Consider the following 13,907-nt stretch of genomic DNA (forward strand, 5'->3'; position numbering starts at 1 on the left):
CGGTGATAAACCGATTTCGCTCGAGCGCCACGGCTCGAGGGCAGGGTGGTCGGAGCCGCACAAAACGGCTGCAGTGGCAGCCGGGCGCACAGCGGTAGGTGGTGGTGGTGGTATGCGCCAGCGCAATTTTTAGCACACGGCGACATAACGATTGTGGTGTTTCAGCGGTCGAGGCAAACGGCTTTACCGCGTGCTGGCGTATTCGAACCCATGTATCGCGCGATCCTGCCCGAAGGCCAGATCATCTGTGCGCGCTACGAACACACCGATACGGGCGTCGAGTTGTTCGACGAGGACGACGCGTTCGTCGCGTTCGTGCCGTACAACTCGCTTCACGCGTTGCTCGACGAGGACGTCTACAGCGGAGAGGAACGTTCGGTCATGTGAAATATAACGTGGTCGCGTCGACGAACACTCGTGATCGCTCCATCTCCAGATCGCTTCAAACTGTCTTCAGTCCGCTTCAGAACTGGAACAACACCCGCTCGAGTACCGCCGCGGCTGCAACGCCTAGGCTTCGACGCTCTGATCGATCGCGTCGAGTTGCTCCCGGTAGCGGTTCCTGACGGTGACGACGGTCGTCTGGGCCGTCTCTGCGACCGCTCGCTGGGGGATCGTTTCGTTACACAGGAGTCCGGCGGCGTAGATGGCCGCGGCGGCGAACCCGGTCGGAGACTTCCCCGAGTGCAGCCCCTGCTCGGTCGTCGCGTCGATGATCTCGACCGCCTTCGACTCGACGTCCGTGCCGACGTCGAGTTCCGAGCAGAATCTGGGGACGAACTGGCGCGGGTTCGTCGGCTCGAGATTGATGTTCAGTTCGTCGGCGATGTAGCGATAGGTCCGTCCGATCTCGCGCTGATCGACCCGCGAAACGGCCGTCACCTCCTCGAGACTCCGTGGAATGCCCTCCTCCCGGCAGGCGGTGTACAGCGCCGAGGTGGCGACTCCCTCGATGGAGCGCCCGCGGATGAGGTCCCGGTCGAGTGCCCGCCGGTAGATGACGCTGGCGGTCTCTTTGACCGAGTTAGGGAGGCCGAGGGCGCTCACCATGCGGTCGATTTCGGAGAGGGCGTACTTGAGGTTGCGCTCGCCGGCGTTCTTCGTGCGGATGCGTTCCTGCCAGACGCGAAGCCGGTGGAGCTGTCCGTGCTTGTCAGCCGACATCGTATGGCCGTTCGCGTCCCGATTGCGCCAGTCGATGGTGGTCGTAAGTCCCCGGTCGTGCATCGACTGGGTGAGCGGCGCGCCGACGCGAGAGAGCTGGTCGTGTTCTTTGGCGTTGAACGCCCGCCACTCGGGGCCGTAGTCGATGGGTTCGTCGCTCAGGACGAGACCGCACTCCCGGCAGACCAGCTCGCCGCGGTCGGGATCGCTCACGACCGTGTTCGTCTCACAATCCGGACACTGGCCGCTGTTCGTCCGCTGTGATTCCTGTCGTGTGCGTTCGGTGACGGACCGCGTCATTAGTAGGCGGTGAGAACCCAGCCGTCTTTGTAAGGGGGTCACATGGTTTCGAGAGTAACAGGGACTTTCCGCCGGCTACGGCGCTACCTTCGGCAGGTTGGCGCTCGACGCGCGTCGGTAGGCGGGGTCGACGGATGCCCCGCACCGGCGGATCGAACGTCGGACCGACCCTGGCCAGAGGCCGGTTCAACCTTAGCCACACGCCGGTGCGACTCCGGCCGCGTACGAGCACGCTGACTGTGGCTACAGCTCGGTAAATGACGACTGAGAGGAGTAACGGTCGGCTTCGATGACGAACCGACCACGACCGTTAAGCGGTCGGTTCTCGAGAAGGACGCGCGTGTTGCTGGATAGAGTCCACCCGCTCGTCGAGGACGGACGTACCGGCCAACGTGGTCCCGAGGAGCCCTCGCTAGCCCGTTTTCGATCGCCCCGCAGGGCGCGCCTCGACCGACCCCCGTCTCCGCGGAACGGCGGTCGGTCGGCCCAGTATGCGCTCGATACAGCCCCTATCGCCGATACAAATGGTGCATCGGGCGAGTCGCGATTCGACCGACTCGAGCGAGAGCCGTCTCGACCCTCGCTCGAGCCGAGAAGCGGCGACGTACCGGCTTCGCAAGCGATGCAAAACGTGACCGCGTTTAAGACTGATACCGTTGGCGTAGAAACTGGTGTGTCAAACGTGATTGCGAGTATCCCTTCGCCGGGACAGCGGTCTCCCTCGGCGGAGCCAAGCGGCTCTGTGGTGGCAGTAAACGATCAACTACGGTGGACGGAACCGACTCGTACCCGACTTCGAAGCCGGTCGAGCCAGGCGCGATTTGTCGGTGCTCGAGCGCGACCGGCCGCGTTCGGGCGTCGAGTTCCCGGCGGGAGGTGCCGGTGATGTCCTCCATCGATACGTCCCTTCCCGAGGAGATAACCTCCGTTACGGCGAACGGTACCGACGAAACGCTCTCGAAAGACGTCATCTTCGAGTTGCTGAAAAACCGGCGACGGCGAGAGGTACTCGCGTACTTACTCGAGGCCGAGGAGACGGTAACGCTGGGTGAACTCGCCGAACAGATCGCAGCCTGGGAGAACGACACCGACGTCAACGCGCTGAGTTCCGATCAGCGAAAACGAGTCTACGTCGCCCTCTACCAGACGCATCTGCCGAAGATGGACGACGCGGGTATCGTCGATTACGACCAGGATCGCGGTCTCATCACCCTGGCTGACAACGCGGATTTACTGGTCATGTACCTCGACACGGACACCCACCGTCGCGAGCGGTGGGATCGGTGGTACGCGGCCATGAGCGTCGTGGGCGCGGTGGTACTCGCCGCCGGCCTCCTCGGCGTCCCCGGAATCTCGGCCATCCCGCTCTCGGCCCTCGCTGGCGTGATCGTCGCGGCCTTCCTCGCGGTCTCGTTCGTGCACGTCTTCGTGAACCACCGATTCCAGCAGGTCATCGAGGAGAAACTGTCCCGGATCCAGTAATCTCGACGGCCGCGCTTCGGTCGCGCGGGTTGCGACGCGGCGATTGTTTCGACCCGATCAGCGATGCAAACCTCGAGTACTGACCCGTTCGTGCCCAAATTATCGAGAAGCACTTTTAGTTCTCGAGCACGTACACGAAACTGGCTCCCGAGGTCATCCAGTACCGGAGCAGTTCGCGTGCCAGCAACCTGTTCCCTTGCGGGAGCCCCTCTACGCGCCGAGCGACGGCGTTAGCGTTAGCTCGTTTCGCGCTCGATTTTTCGGTCGCCAGGTTCCGAACGATTCCGCCGGCGCTCGAGGATCGTTTCGGGATCGCTCCCCTCGCTCTCGAGCAGCGTCTCGAGGCCGCGTTCGAACGCCTCGTCGTCGATCTCGCCGCGAGCGTAGCGTTCCCGGAGGACCTCGACGGGGTCTGTCGCTGATTCGTCGAGGCTCGCAGGTCGGCGTTCGCCAACCATCGGGTCGTGCTGGTCGCCGTCGATTCCGAGGACCTCCTCGATGAGCACCCCCGACAGCGGCAGCAGGCCGACCCAGCAGAAGAGTACGACGAAGACGGCCGCTGACACGCCGACCATAAACTAGGCGAGAATCGCTACCGGAAGCGTCCCGACGGCGATTAGTGCGGGGATCGAGCCGAGCAATCGACTCGTTTTCGCTCGCTTAGGATTCGATCAGAGGGTGAGGGAAAAAGTCTTCCGAGTGACGAATCTGTGGCCGGCGCAGACCGCGAAACTCAAGTTGACTTGCACCAGTCACACGCACGTGGCAGTTTCGTTCGACCTGTTCGGCACGCTCGTCGCCGTCGACCGACCTGCGGACCCGGCGACGGCGGTCGCGTCCGAACTCGAGAAACGCGGCGTGGCAGTCCCCGGCGACTGGGCTGAGCGTTACGCTCGCCCGACCATCGACGCCCCCGTGGGTGCGGAGGTGCCGCTGCCGGCCCACGTCGGCCGGTCGCTCTCGAACGCTGGCGTCGAGTGGCGAGAGACCGGGGCGGGGAACGTCGTTCGTCGGGCCGTCGTCGCCGCGTTCGACCCAGACGTCGAGACCCGGGCCGGCGCCCGTCGGGCGGTCGAGGCCGCTCGCGAGCGCGGACCCGTCGCCGTCTGTTCGAACTGCGCCGTTCCGGAACTGGTCGGCCGGACACTCGCTCGCTCGACGCTCGAGCGCGACGACTTCGACGCCGTCGTGACGAGCGTCGGCTGTGGGTGGCGCAAACCCTCGCCGCACATCTTCGAGACGACGGCGCGACGGCTCGGGGTCGACGTCACCGACCTGGTCCACGTGGGCGACGATCGGCGAACCGACGGCGGCGTCGACGCGGCCGGGGGAACGTCGATCGTGCTCGGGGAGACGCCTCTCGAGTCGGTCCCCGATCGGCTCGAATTGGTGTTAGAAAACAGTTCGGCGACGGCGCCGACCGGCGGAGAGCCGGCCTGTGACGGCGATTTGAGTGACAGTGGTTCGAGTGACAGTGGTTCGAGTGACAGTGGTTCGAGTGACAGTGGTTCGAGTGACAGTGGTTCGAACGACGACTCGAGTGACCACGTGAAATGACGGTACAAACGCTCGCCGCGATCGGCCTGGCGCTCAGCCTCGACCTGCTGATCGGGGAACCGCCAACGCGTTGTCACCCCGTGGCGTGGCTGGGTCGACTGATCGATCGACTCGACCGCCCCTGGTCCACGAACGATCGAACACAGCGTCGAATCGGATTCCTCGTCGCCCTGTTCGTTCCCCTGATTCCGGCGGTGATTGCGGGGTATCTCGTCGTCGCGATGGGAGGGATCGACCCCTTCTTCGGCGCGGTCGCCGCGACGCTTGTCCTCTTTCTGACCACGAGTGTGCGGGCGCTCCTCGACCTCGCACAGGAAGTCGTCGCAGCGACCGGGGACGACCTCGAGACCGCCCGTGAGCGCGTTCGCGGCCTCGTTGGACGCGACGTGGACTCGCTCACGGACGCGGAGATCCGCTCGGCGGCGGTCGAGAGCGCGGCCGAGAACCTCGCCGACGGGTTCGCCGCGACGCTCCTTCCCTTCGCGCTCCTGGGCCCAGTCTCGCTCCCCGCCGCCGCGGCCGCCGCTGCCTGGGTCAAGGGCGTCAACACCCTGGACTCGATGCTCGGCTATCCGTCGAAACCGATCGGCACTGCCAGCGCTCGCCTGGACGACCTCGTGATGGCCGTCCCCGCTCGAGTCACCGCGTGCTGTCTCGCACTGGTCGCGAGACGGCCCCGGGCGCTCCTTCGAGCCCGTCGCTGGGCGCGAGTCCCGTCCTCGCCGAATTCCGGCTGGCCGATGGCGACGCTTGCCTGCGTGCTCGGTGTTCGCCTCGAAAAACGCGGCGCGTACGTGCTGAACCCCGAGGAATCGCTCCCGAGCCTGGAGGACGGCCGGCGTGCGGTGTCGGTCGTCGGCCTGGCTGCCGCCGCGCTCGTGGCGGTAGCGGCGGTCTGTGTGGCGTCCGCGCCGACGCTCGAGTCGCTGATCGCGCCGATCGTCGACGCCGTCACGACACGCGTTCAGGGGGTGATGCCGTGATCGGCGGACGGATTCGAACGGCCGTTCGTGCACTCCGTGGGGCTCTCGCCTTCCTGACGCGCCTTCCGTTCGGCTCGAGGTCGCGAAACACGGGCGGGGCGACTGCCGACGCGAGCACCGACCGGGACTGGAAGGCGTTTCGCTCGAGTCCGTGGACCTTCACGATAGTAGGATGGATCGTCGGAGCACTCGCGGCCCTCCTCTTCCTCGCTTTGAACCGGCTTCCGGCCGCGTCGATTGCCTTCGGATACCTGCTCGCCGTCTTCGCGCTGACCGGGATCCATCACCTCGACGGCGTCGCCGACCTCGGCGATGCGCTCGTCGTCCACGGCGACGCCCATCGCCGGCGGGCTGTCATGACGGACACGACGACCGGCGTCGGCGCGCTGCTCTCCGTCTCGCTGATCGTGGCGGGACTCGCGCTGGGCGCCCTCGCGCTCGCCGGTGCACCCGTCGCGGTCGCTGTGGGCGTCGCCGTCGCCGCTGAGGTCGGCGCCAAGACTGGAATGGCCGTGATGGCCTGCTTCGGGACGGCCGCTCACGAGGGATTCGGCTCGCAGTTGACGGACGCCGTGGGCCCGTCTGCGTTCTTCGGACCCGCGGCGCTGGCGATTCCGGCGGTCGCGCTGACATGGCCCCATCCGGCAGCGGCCGCGGCTCTCGCCGGCGCGCTCGCGGGAACCGCCCTTCCGTGGTGGTGGGCCCAACGACGGCTCGGCGGCGTCTCTGGCGACGTCTTCGGAGCGGCCAACGAGATCGGACGACTGCTCGGCGTCCACCTGGGGGTGATCGCGTGGACGCTCTGGTGATGGCCGGCGGACAGGGAACTCGACTCGAGAGCCGAACCGAAAAGCCGCTGTACGAGATCGGCGTCGTCGCGATGATCGATCGGGTGCTCGCGGCGCTCGAGGCGAGCGCGGTCGACCGGATTACCGTCGCGGTTTCGCCGAACGCGCCCGACACCCGCGATCACCTGGCGGAACGCGATTGTACGTGTTCGCTCGAGGCCGACGGAGTTGGCAAGTCCGTTGACCCCACCACGCCCGCCACGCCAGAACGGATCATCGAGACCGCTGGCGACGGGTACGTCGCCGACCTCGGGTCGATCCTCGAGTCGGACTCGATCCCGATTTCGACGCCGGTGCTGACAGTGGCCGCGGATCTCCCATTGCTCGAGGAGGCGACGGTGGACGGCGTTCTCGAGCGGTACCGGCGCCGCGTTCGGGCGAGAAGACGGGAAGCCGGTGACGGCGGGGAGACACCGGCGCCGTCGATGACCGTCTGCGTCCCGACCGCGCTGAAACGACGGCTCGGGTTCAGCGTCGACGCGACGCTCGAGTCCGACCGCCACCTCGCGCCGACTGGTGTCAACGTCGTCGGCACCTCCAATGAAACGATGATCGCACGCAGCTACGACCACAGACTGGCCTGTAACGTGAACAGACGAACCGATGTCCGCGCGGCGAAGACGTACTGCTGCGATGGAGACGGCGACGGGGAGGCGTTCCGATGAGGCTCCTCCTCGCCGCCGGGTTGACCGAAACGGGACTCATCGACGGGCTCAGCGCCGCCGGGGCGTCGGCCGAAGTGATGAGCTACACGCCGTCGGCCGACGCCGAGATCCTCGTCTACGGTCGGCCGACGGCCGCGCCCGTCACCCCGGTGAGCCCGACCGGGTGCCCGACCCCGGCGGCGATCACCCGCGCCGTTCGGGAGGTCGTCGGCTTCGACGCGACGGTGCTCGAGGCCGGCCTGTCCGAATCGACGGCCGCCCCGACGGTCGACCTCGCGGCCGATCCAGGCGCCGACGTTCGCGAGGCCGTCGCTGTACCGGACGCTGCGGGGATCTACGACCGGGCTCGCCAGTTCGGCGCGACGCTCCCCGACGACCGCGTGCTGATCGGCGAGACGATTCCGGGCGGGACGACGACCGCCCTGGGGGTCGCGACCGCCCTCGGAGCGCCCATCGGCGTCTCGTCGTCGCTCCCCCGGAATCCGCTTGAGCGCAAACGAGCGGTCGTCGAGACGGGACTGGCGGTGAGCGACCTCGCGCCCGGCGACTGCGCGGGCGATCCGCTGGCGGCGATCCGGGCGGTGGGCGACCCCGTCCAGGCCGCCGTCGCCGGCGTTGTGGCCGGGGCACTTGAGGCCGGCGTCGACGTGACCCTGGCCGGGGGGACGCAACTGGTCGCCGTCGCGGCCGTTCTCCGCCACGCCGGCGTCAACGGGCCGCTCCGACTCGCGACCACCTCGTTCGTGGCCGACGATCCGAGCGTCGACCTCGAGGCGGCCGGCGACCGGTTCGACCTCGAGGTAGTCGTCACCGACCCTGCGTTCGAGCGAAGCGAGCACGTCTCGATGGCCCGGTACTGCGCCGGGGAGGCGAAAGAGGGCGTCGCCATGGGCGGGGCGCTCTCGCTCGTTCCGCCCGGAGAGATGGCGGCTGTTCGCCGGCGGATCGAAGCCGTTTGCGAGCGATTGGGCGTCAACGGTGAAACGACGGCGGAGGACCCGCGGTCACCGAATGTGAGGGGTGACGGCGATGCATCCTGACGCCATCGACGGCGAGGGGCGCGTTCCACACGGCGGGGAACCCGACCGCTCGCTGCTCGACTTCTCGGCGAACACGAATCCACGGACGCCGGACGGCGTCGAGTCGGTCTACGCCGACGCGCTCGAGACGGCCCGGCGGTATCCGGACGACGAGTATCCGGCCTTCCGGGACGCGGCAGGAACCTACGTCGGCTGTGACCCGTCCGCCGTCGTACCGACGCCGGGCGGCCTCGCCGCGATTCGCCTCGCTCTCGAGGTGACCCTCGAGCCAGGCGATCTGGCCGTCGTTCCACACCCGAGTTTCGGCGAGTACGCCCGGGAGATTCGTCTCCAGGGGGCGAGGCCGCGGTTCGTGCCCCACGAGACGGTGTGTGACCTCGAGGCCGAGTCGCTGCGGGACGTCGACCTGGTCGTCGTCTGCACGCCGAACAACCCCACGGGCGACCTCCCCGATCGCTCGCGCCTCGAGGGGCTAGCCGATCGGTGCCGAGCGGCCGGGACGACCCTGCTCGTCGACGAGGCGTTTCTGGGGTTCACCGAACAGGCGTCGATGGCTCGACGGGGGGACGAGTGCGTCGTCGTCGCCCGCTCGCTCACCAAACTCTTCGGGCTGCCGGGGCTCCGAGCGGGGTTCGCCGTCGCGTTCGGCCCGCTCGGCGAGCGCCTCGAGGCGGCCCGTCGCACTTGGAACCTCGGCTCGCCCGCGGCCGCCGTCGGCGCGTACTGCATGGAGCAGACGGCGTTCGTGCGCGACACGCGAGAGCGAGTCGCCGAAGAGCGAGAACGGCTGCGCGAGGCGCTGCTGGCGGACAGCCGCTACGTGGTGGCCCCCTCGAGCGCGCCGTTCCTGTTGCTCGAGGTCGACGGTGACGGCGGCGGGGATGCGGTCGGTTCCGTCGATGGCGACGGTATGGGGGCCGGTTCTGCCGACCGCAACGGCGGGCCGACCGATCCCGTCGACGACCTCCTCGAGCGAACCCGCGAGGCCGGAATCATCCTCCGGGACGCCCGATCCTTCCGCGGACTCGAATCCCACGTCCGCGTGGCGGTCAAGGACCGCGACACGAACGATCAGCTTCTCGAGGTGTTGGTGGATGGTTGATACCGACGCTGAAGACGATACCGACGCCGATGCCGACGCCAACGTCGACACCGACACCGATGCTGACGCCGGGTACAGAACCGAGCGAACCGACGGCGTCCTCTGTGTCCACCGGCCCGGGGTCGAGTGGCTCTCCTCGGGCTGGAACGGCGGCCGATCGCGAACCGACCGGGCGTTCAACGTCTCGGTTCCCGAGGGCTGGCACTGTGACGACCTCAAGCGCTACGTCCAGGAGCGCCTCGAGCGGGCGGGCTTTGCGGACGCCCGACGCGACCACCCCGCCCTGCTCACCGGGGTCGACCTGGAGCACGCGCGCGGCGCCCACTGCAGGTCGGTCACGGCCTACGCTACGGCCGGAATCTCGAACCCGGCCGCGTTGCCGATGGATCCGGCCGGCGGATCGTTGCCCGACGGACGCCTCGAGCCCGATTCCCTCGAGCGGACTGAGGGGTCGAACACGGGGGACGATAGGGACGATGGGGACGAGCGAGGAAACGAGCGCTACGCCGGCACGGTCAACCTGATCGTCGGGACAACCCACGCGCTCGAGGCGGGGGCTCTCGAAAACCTCCTCGCGGTGGCGGCGGAGGCGAAGGCGGCGACGCTTCTCGCGCGAACGGGCTTTCCTGGGACGACGACGGACGCGATCGTCGTCGCGCACGACCCGTCGGGGTCCAGTCGGGCGTTCTCGGGCAGCGCGACGGCCGTCGGAGCGGCCGCGCGAGCGTGCGTTCGGGAGGCGATCACGGCGTCGCTGGCGTCCCGGTACGAGGGAACCGATCCGACGATTCCGGCGAGCGTGTCGGCGGCCGAGTACGGCGTCTCGACGGACGCGCGGGCGACGGTCTTTCGTCCCTGAGGCCTGAGGCCTGAACCCTGCGTTCGCCTCGAGCGTGTCGCTGGTCTATATGGCCATCCGCTTCCTCCTGTCGTCTATGCCGAGCGACGATCGAGATCGGGACCCGACGATCATCCGGTCGCTGGCCGTTGCCGCCGAGGACGTGGTGAACGCGTTCGTCTACACCCGCGAGAACTCCGGGCGGGCAATCCTCCGGGCGACGCCGCCGTTCCACGGCCGCATGCGCGCCCGCCTCCACGTCTACCGGATCGACGATTCGCCGGAAACCGGTGCCGTTCACCTCGAGGCTGCGGCCCTGCTCGACGCCGAAACCGTCGCGGCGTATCCCACGCTCGAGGACGTCGAACAGCGCGTCGACGGCGAGGAGAGTGCCGGAACGGTCCGAGAGCAACGCGCCGACGCGCTCGAGGCGTGGGCCGAGCGAGCACGGGAGTCGATCGTCGAGTCGGTGGCCTTCGAGACCGTCGACGGGTCACACCGGGTGTCGGTGAGGACGCTCGGTTGAATTGGCCGTCGATGAGTACGTTCGGCAGAGAAAGGCGTCGTTTTCGGGCCATTCGGCCGCTCTCGAGCCCGTACCCATCAACCACTTTCACTTTCACTGCGGACGGATCGACTTCACGTGGGTTGGGTCGAATGCCAACGTATGCACACCGCTTCGACCCACGACGACTCGAGACAGCAACGCACGCGGCGAATCGACGTCACCGATCTCGACGCCGCCGGTGTCGAGGAGTTCGTCCGCACGAGCGTCGACACCGACGCCGTCTCGCTCGAGCACCGCGGGGCGCGGACCTACCTCGTCGTCGGGCAGTGAGCCGAGACCGGTTCGCGGGGGCGGACTAGGTGCGGATTTTCGAGTGGGAAGGCACTTCCGTCAGCGCCTCCTCGAGTCGAGCGTGACCAGCGACGCCAGGAGTGATCGCGAGACGCGGGATGGCGACGGTAATGCCAGCCCTGGCGCCGGAGACAGCGCCGGCGACAGCGATCCCGTCCGCGAACACGAACGCGCTGAGACCGAACTCCACCTCGGCCTGGACCGACCGTCCGCACCCGAAACGCACACCGAACTCGACTCGAGCGACCTCGCACCCGACGTGGAACCGCCGTTTCCGGTCGAGGTGTACCCCGATCGGGAGGTGATCGTCGAGTTCGATCCCGACCTCACGTTCGAGTGCGTCGAGGACTGCACCTGGTGTTGCCACCACGGCGTCTTGCTCTACGACCGTGACCTCCTCGAGTTGGCCCAGCGGGCGAACCTCTCGGAGACGACGACCCAGTTTCGCGGCGAGCCGTTCGTCACCCGGGAGGCCAAAGACCGCGAGGACCACGTCGCCGAGGACGGCCAGGCCTGTGCCTTCCTCCGGGAGGACGGCCTGTGTTCGCTCCACCTCGAGCAAGACTGGAAGCCCACGCGGTGTTCGGTCTTCCCGCTGGGTGTCTGGCTCGAGGACGACGGCCTCCACGTCGATATTCGGGACTCGGCGCACGACCATTGTGAGGGCCTCGGCGTGAGCGAGCGCCGGGTCGTCGACAACCTCGAGGCGTTTCTGCCCGAACTGCTGTGGGACCTCGAGAACCCGGACAGCGATCGGGTGCTCTGAGGGGTCTCGAGGCGGTAGCAGCTGATCGTAGCATATCTCGATAATACTATAAATTGTATAGTTATGGCCTTCGGTGGCGAACCGCGACGGCGAGAAGGTGACATCCTCCCCGCCGTAAACGGCAGGATTCTCTCCTCGCAGAAAGATAGCTATTAACCGTCGTCGTCCGAACGCCCCCACATGACAGTCTCGAGCGCTCCCGGGAAGGTCTATCTGTTTGGGGAGCACGCGGTCGTCTACGGCGAGCCGGCGGTTCCCTGTGCCATCGAGCGACGGGCACGGGTAACCGTCGAACAGCGATCGGACGACCGACTCCGGGTACAGGCGGACGACCTTAGCATCGACGGCTTCACCGTCGAGTACGGCGGCCAGCACGACGGTCAGCACGACGTGAACGTCCCCGAACCGCTCATCAGCGCCGCGATGGGCTACGTCGACGGCGCCATCGAGCAGGTTCACGACGTCACCGGTGAAGACGACGTCGGCTTCGACGTCACCATCGAGAGCGACATTCCGCTCGGGGCGGGACTGGGTTCCTCCGCCGCAGTCGTCGTCGCCGCGATCGACGCCGCGACGCGGGAACTTGGGCTCACCCTCGAGACCGACGAACTGGCCGAGCGAGCCTACCGGACCGAGCACGCGGTCCAGGAGGGGCAGGCCTCCCGCGCCGACACCTTCTGCTCGGCGACGGGCGGCGCCGTCCGCGTCGAGGGCGACGACTGCCGATCGATCGAGGCGCCGGAGTTGCCCTTCGTCATCGGCTTCGACGGCGGCGCCGGCGAGACGGGCGAACTGGTCGCCGGCGTCCGCGCTCTCCGGGAGGAGTACGACTTCGCTGCCGACACGGTCGCGGCCATCGGCGACGTCGTTCGACGGGGCGAGACGGCTCTCCAGGCGGGCGACCTCGAGGAAGTAGGTCGACTGATGAACTTCAACCACGGCCTGCTCTCGGCGCTCGGCGTCTCCGCGCGGGACCTCGAGACGATGGTGTGGGCCGCTCGCGACGCGGGCGCCTACGGGGCGAAGCTCACCGGCGCAGGCGGGGGCGGCTGTATTGTCGCGCTCGACCCGACGCCGGAGACGGAGACGGCCCTGCGATTTACGCCCGGCTGTGAGGACGCGTTCCGGGCCGAACTGGCCGAAGAGGGGGTGAAGCGACTCGCATGACCAGCTCTGGTACCGAAACGACCGTCGTCAAACTCGGCGGCAGCGTCGTCACGGACAAGGACCGCGACGAGACGCTCGACGCCGATTCCCTCGAGACGGCCGCCGATGCCGTCGCGATGGCGCTCGGGTCGGGCGACGTCGACGACCTCGTGATCGTCCACGGCGGCGGGAGCTTCGGCCACGTCCACGCCAGCGAGCACGGCGTGAGCACCACTGACGGTACGCACGACGTGAGCGCCGTCCACGCGATCCACGGCGCGATGAAGACGCTCGACGGATTCGTCCTCAAGCGATTGCTCGAGCGTGACGTCCCCGCGGTTCCGGTTCACCCCTTTTCGGTCGCATCACGGGGCGCGGAGGGCCGACTCAACCTCCCCACGGCGCCGGTCGAGACGATGCTCGCGGAGGGGTTCGTCCCCGTCCTGCACGGCGACGTCGTGAGCCACCGGGGTGAGGGCGTCACCATCGTCAGCGGCGACGAGTTGGTCGTCGAACTCGCTACGGCCCTCGAGGCCGAGCGCGTGGGACTGTGCTCGACGGTTCCCGGCGTGCTCGACGACGCGGGGGACGTGATCGAGCGCATCGAGGACTACGCCGACGTCGAGGCCGTCCTCGGGGCCAGCGAGTCGACGGATGTCACCGGCGGCATGGCAGCGAAGGTGCAGGCACTGCTCGCCCTCGAGAGCCGTGCCTCGATCTTCGGCCTCGAGTCGCTGCCGGCGTTCTTCCGCGGGGACGGGGCGGGGACGACGATTGGGTAATCGACGACAATACCGCGGGCTGGACGCCATTCACGTTCAGCGATTCTCTAGAGCCGACCCCGGCACACGAAACCCAACGGCTACCGTCCTCGATGTGGTACGGCGCCTATGGACCGAGACATGCTCGACGACCAGCGCGAACTCGTCGACCTGATCGAAGACGCCGGCTGGGAGGTCACCGGGCTCGAACTCTCGAGTTACGACAGTCCGTGGGTGGACGAGGACGCTCCTGAAGCAGAGGTGACGATCACGGCAAGAAAGCCGTACGACGACGGTGACGTTGGTGGAGATGGTGACAATGACGGGAGCAACGAGGGCGGCGAGGACGACAGCCCGTTCCGAATCAACTAACGAACCCGAGATCGCCGGTTCGGA

Annotated in this window: 16 protein-coding genes and 1 pseudogene; 15 read left to right on the forward strand and 2 right to left on the reverse strand. The window is 67.6% G+C overall.

Features of this window, described 5'->3' with window-relative positions:
• The first annotated feature begins 210 nt into the window (after positions 1-210).
• Positions 211-387 carry a hypothetical protein gene (locus tag AC6I65_RS04870; RefSeq protein ID WP_497902932.1) on the forward strand — a complete coding sequence of 59 codons (177 nt, stop codon included), beginning with the start codon at positions 211-213 and terminating at the stop codon, positions 385-387.
• Between the two features lie 123 nt (positions 388-510).
• Here AC6I65_RS04870 and AC6I65_RS04875 read toward each other — a convergent pair whose 3' ends face one another.
• Positions 511-1,464 carry a transcription initiation factor IIB gene (locus tag AC6I65_RS04875; RefSeq protein WP_497902933.1) on the reverse strand — a complete coding sequence of 318 codons (954 nt, stop codon included), beginning with the start codon at positions 1,462-1,464 and terminating at the stop codon, positions 511-513.
• A gap of 885 nt (positions 1,465-2,349) precedes the next feature.
• On the opposite strand from AC6I65_RS04875, the gene AC6I65_RS04880 reads away from it, so the two are divergent.
• Positions 2,350-2,946, forward strand: coding sequence for a DUF7344 domain-containing protein (locus tag AC6I65_RS04880; RefSeq protein ID WP_497902934.1), 597 nt, complete (start codon positions 2,350-2,352; stop codon positions 2,944-2,946).
• 236 nt (positions 2,947-3,182) lie between these two features.
• On the opposite strand, the gene AC6I65_RS04885 is transcribed toward AC6I65_RS04880, so the two are convergent.
• On the reverse strand, positions 3,183-3,521 hold the full coding sequence (locus AC6I65_RS04885; protein WP_497902935.1) for an SHOCT domain-containing protein: 339 nt from the start codon (positions 3,519-3,521) through the stop codon (positions 3,183-3,185).
• A 187-nt stretch (positions 3,522-3,708) separates the two neighbouring features.
• Here AC6I65_RS04885 and AC6I65_RS04890 point away from each other — a divergent pair.
• The 13 genes and pseudogenes from AC6I65_RS04890 to AC6I65_RS04950 all read left to right on the forward strand — a co-directional run.
• Positions 3,709-4,338, forward strand: a pseudogene (locus AC6I65_RS04890) (HAD family hydrolase); the annotation flags it as partial.
• A 161-nt stretch (positions 4,339-4,499) separates the two neighbouring features.
• A complete protein-coding gene (cbiB, locus tag AC6I65_RS04895) occupies positions 4,500-5,486 on the forward strand; it encodes an adenosylcobinamide-phosphate synthase CbiB (RefSeq protein WP_497902936.1) in 987 nt (328 codons plus the stop codon).
• On the forward strand, positions 5,483-6,295 hold the full coding sequence (locus AC6I65_RS04900) for an adenosylcobinamide-GDP ribazoletransferase (protein ID WP_497902937.1): 813 nt from the start codon (positions 5,483-5,485) through the stop codon (positions 6,293-6,295). Before cbiB ends, AC6I65_RS04900 begins: the two co-directional genes overlap by 4 nt.
• Positions 6,295-6,999 (forward strand): NTP transferase domain-containing protein, encoded by a 705-nt coding sequence (locus AC6I65_RS04905; protein ID WP_497902938.1) that lies wholly within the window; start codon positions 6,295-6,297, stop codon positions 6,997-6,999. The genes AC6I65_RS04900 and AC6I65_RS04905 overlap by 1 nt, the downstream gene beginning before the upstream one ends.
• Positions 6,996-8,039: a nicotinate mononucleotide-dependent phosphoribosyltransferase CobT gene (cobT, locus tag AC6I65_RS04910; protein WP_497902939.1), complete on the forward strand. Its 1,044-nt coding sequence runs from the start codon at positions 6,996-6,998 to the stop codon at positions 8,037-8,039. Before AC6I65_RS04905 ends, cobT begins: the two co-directional genes overlap by 4 nt.
• On the forward strand, positions 8,029-9,141 hold the full coding sequence (locus tag AC6I65_RS04915; protein WP_497902940.1) for an aminotransferase class I/II-fold pyridoxal phosphate-dependent enzyme: 1,113 nt from the start codon (positions 8,029-8,031) through the stop codon (positions 9,139-9,141). The genes cobT and AC6I65_RS04915 overlap by 11 nt, the downstream gene beginning before the upstream one ends.
• Entirely contained in the window at positions 9,134-10,000 is an 867-nt protein-coding gene (locus tag AC6I65_RS04920) for an adenosylcobinamide amidohydrolase (RefSeq protein WP_497902941.1), read from the forward strand. The genes AC6I65_RS04915 and AC6I65_RS04920 overlap by 8 nt, the downstream gene beginning before the upstream one ends.
• Positions 10,001-10,076: 76 nt before the next feature.
• Complete coding sequence (locus AC6I65_RS04925) at positions 10,077-10,505, forward strand: DUF8009 family protein (protein ID WP_497902942.1); 429 nt, start codon at positions 10,077-10,079, stop codon at positions 10,503-10,505.
• A gap of 141 nt (positions 10,506-10,646) precedes the next feature.
• Positions 10,647-10,817 (forward strand): hypothetical protein, encoded by a 171-nt coding sequence (locus AC6I65_RS04930; RefSeq protein ID WP_253433598.1) that lies wholly within the window; start codon positions 10,647-10,649, stop codon positions 10,815-10,817.
• 280 nt (positions 10,818-11,097) lie between these two features.
• The gene (locus AC6I65_RS04935; RefSeq protein ID WP_497903162.1) at positions 11,098-11,604 is read left to right on the forward strand and encodes a YkgJ family cysteine cluster protein; all 507 of its coding nucleotides are present in this window, start codon (positions 11,098-11,100) and stop codon (positions 11,602-11,604) included.
• 180 nt (positions 11,605-11,784) lie between these two features.
• Positions 11,785-12,771, forward strand: a complete 987-nt coding sequence (mvk, locus tag AC6I65_RS04940) for a mevalonate kinase (RefSeq protein WP_497902943.1) — start codon at positions 11,785-11,787, stop codon at positions 12,769-12,771.
• Entirely contained in the window at positions 12,768-13,532 is a 765-nt protein-coding gene (locus AC6I65_RS04945) for an isopentenyl phosphate kinase (protein ID WP_497902944.1), read from the forward strand. Before mvk ends, AC6I65_RS04945 begins: the two co-directional genes overlap by 4 nt.
• A gap of 108 nt (positions 13,533-13,640) precedes the next feature.
• A complete protein-coding gene (locus tag AC6I65_RS04950) occupies positions 13,641-13,883 on the forward strand; it encodes a hypothetical protein (RefSeq protein ID WP_497902945.1) in 243 nt (80 codons plus the stop codon).
• Positions 13,884-13,907: the final 24 nt, after the last annotated feature.

This window comes from Natronosalvus sp. KLKA75 (assembly GCF_059736265.1).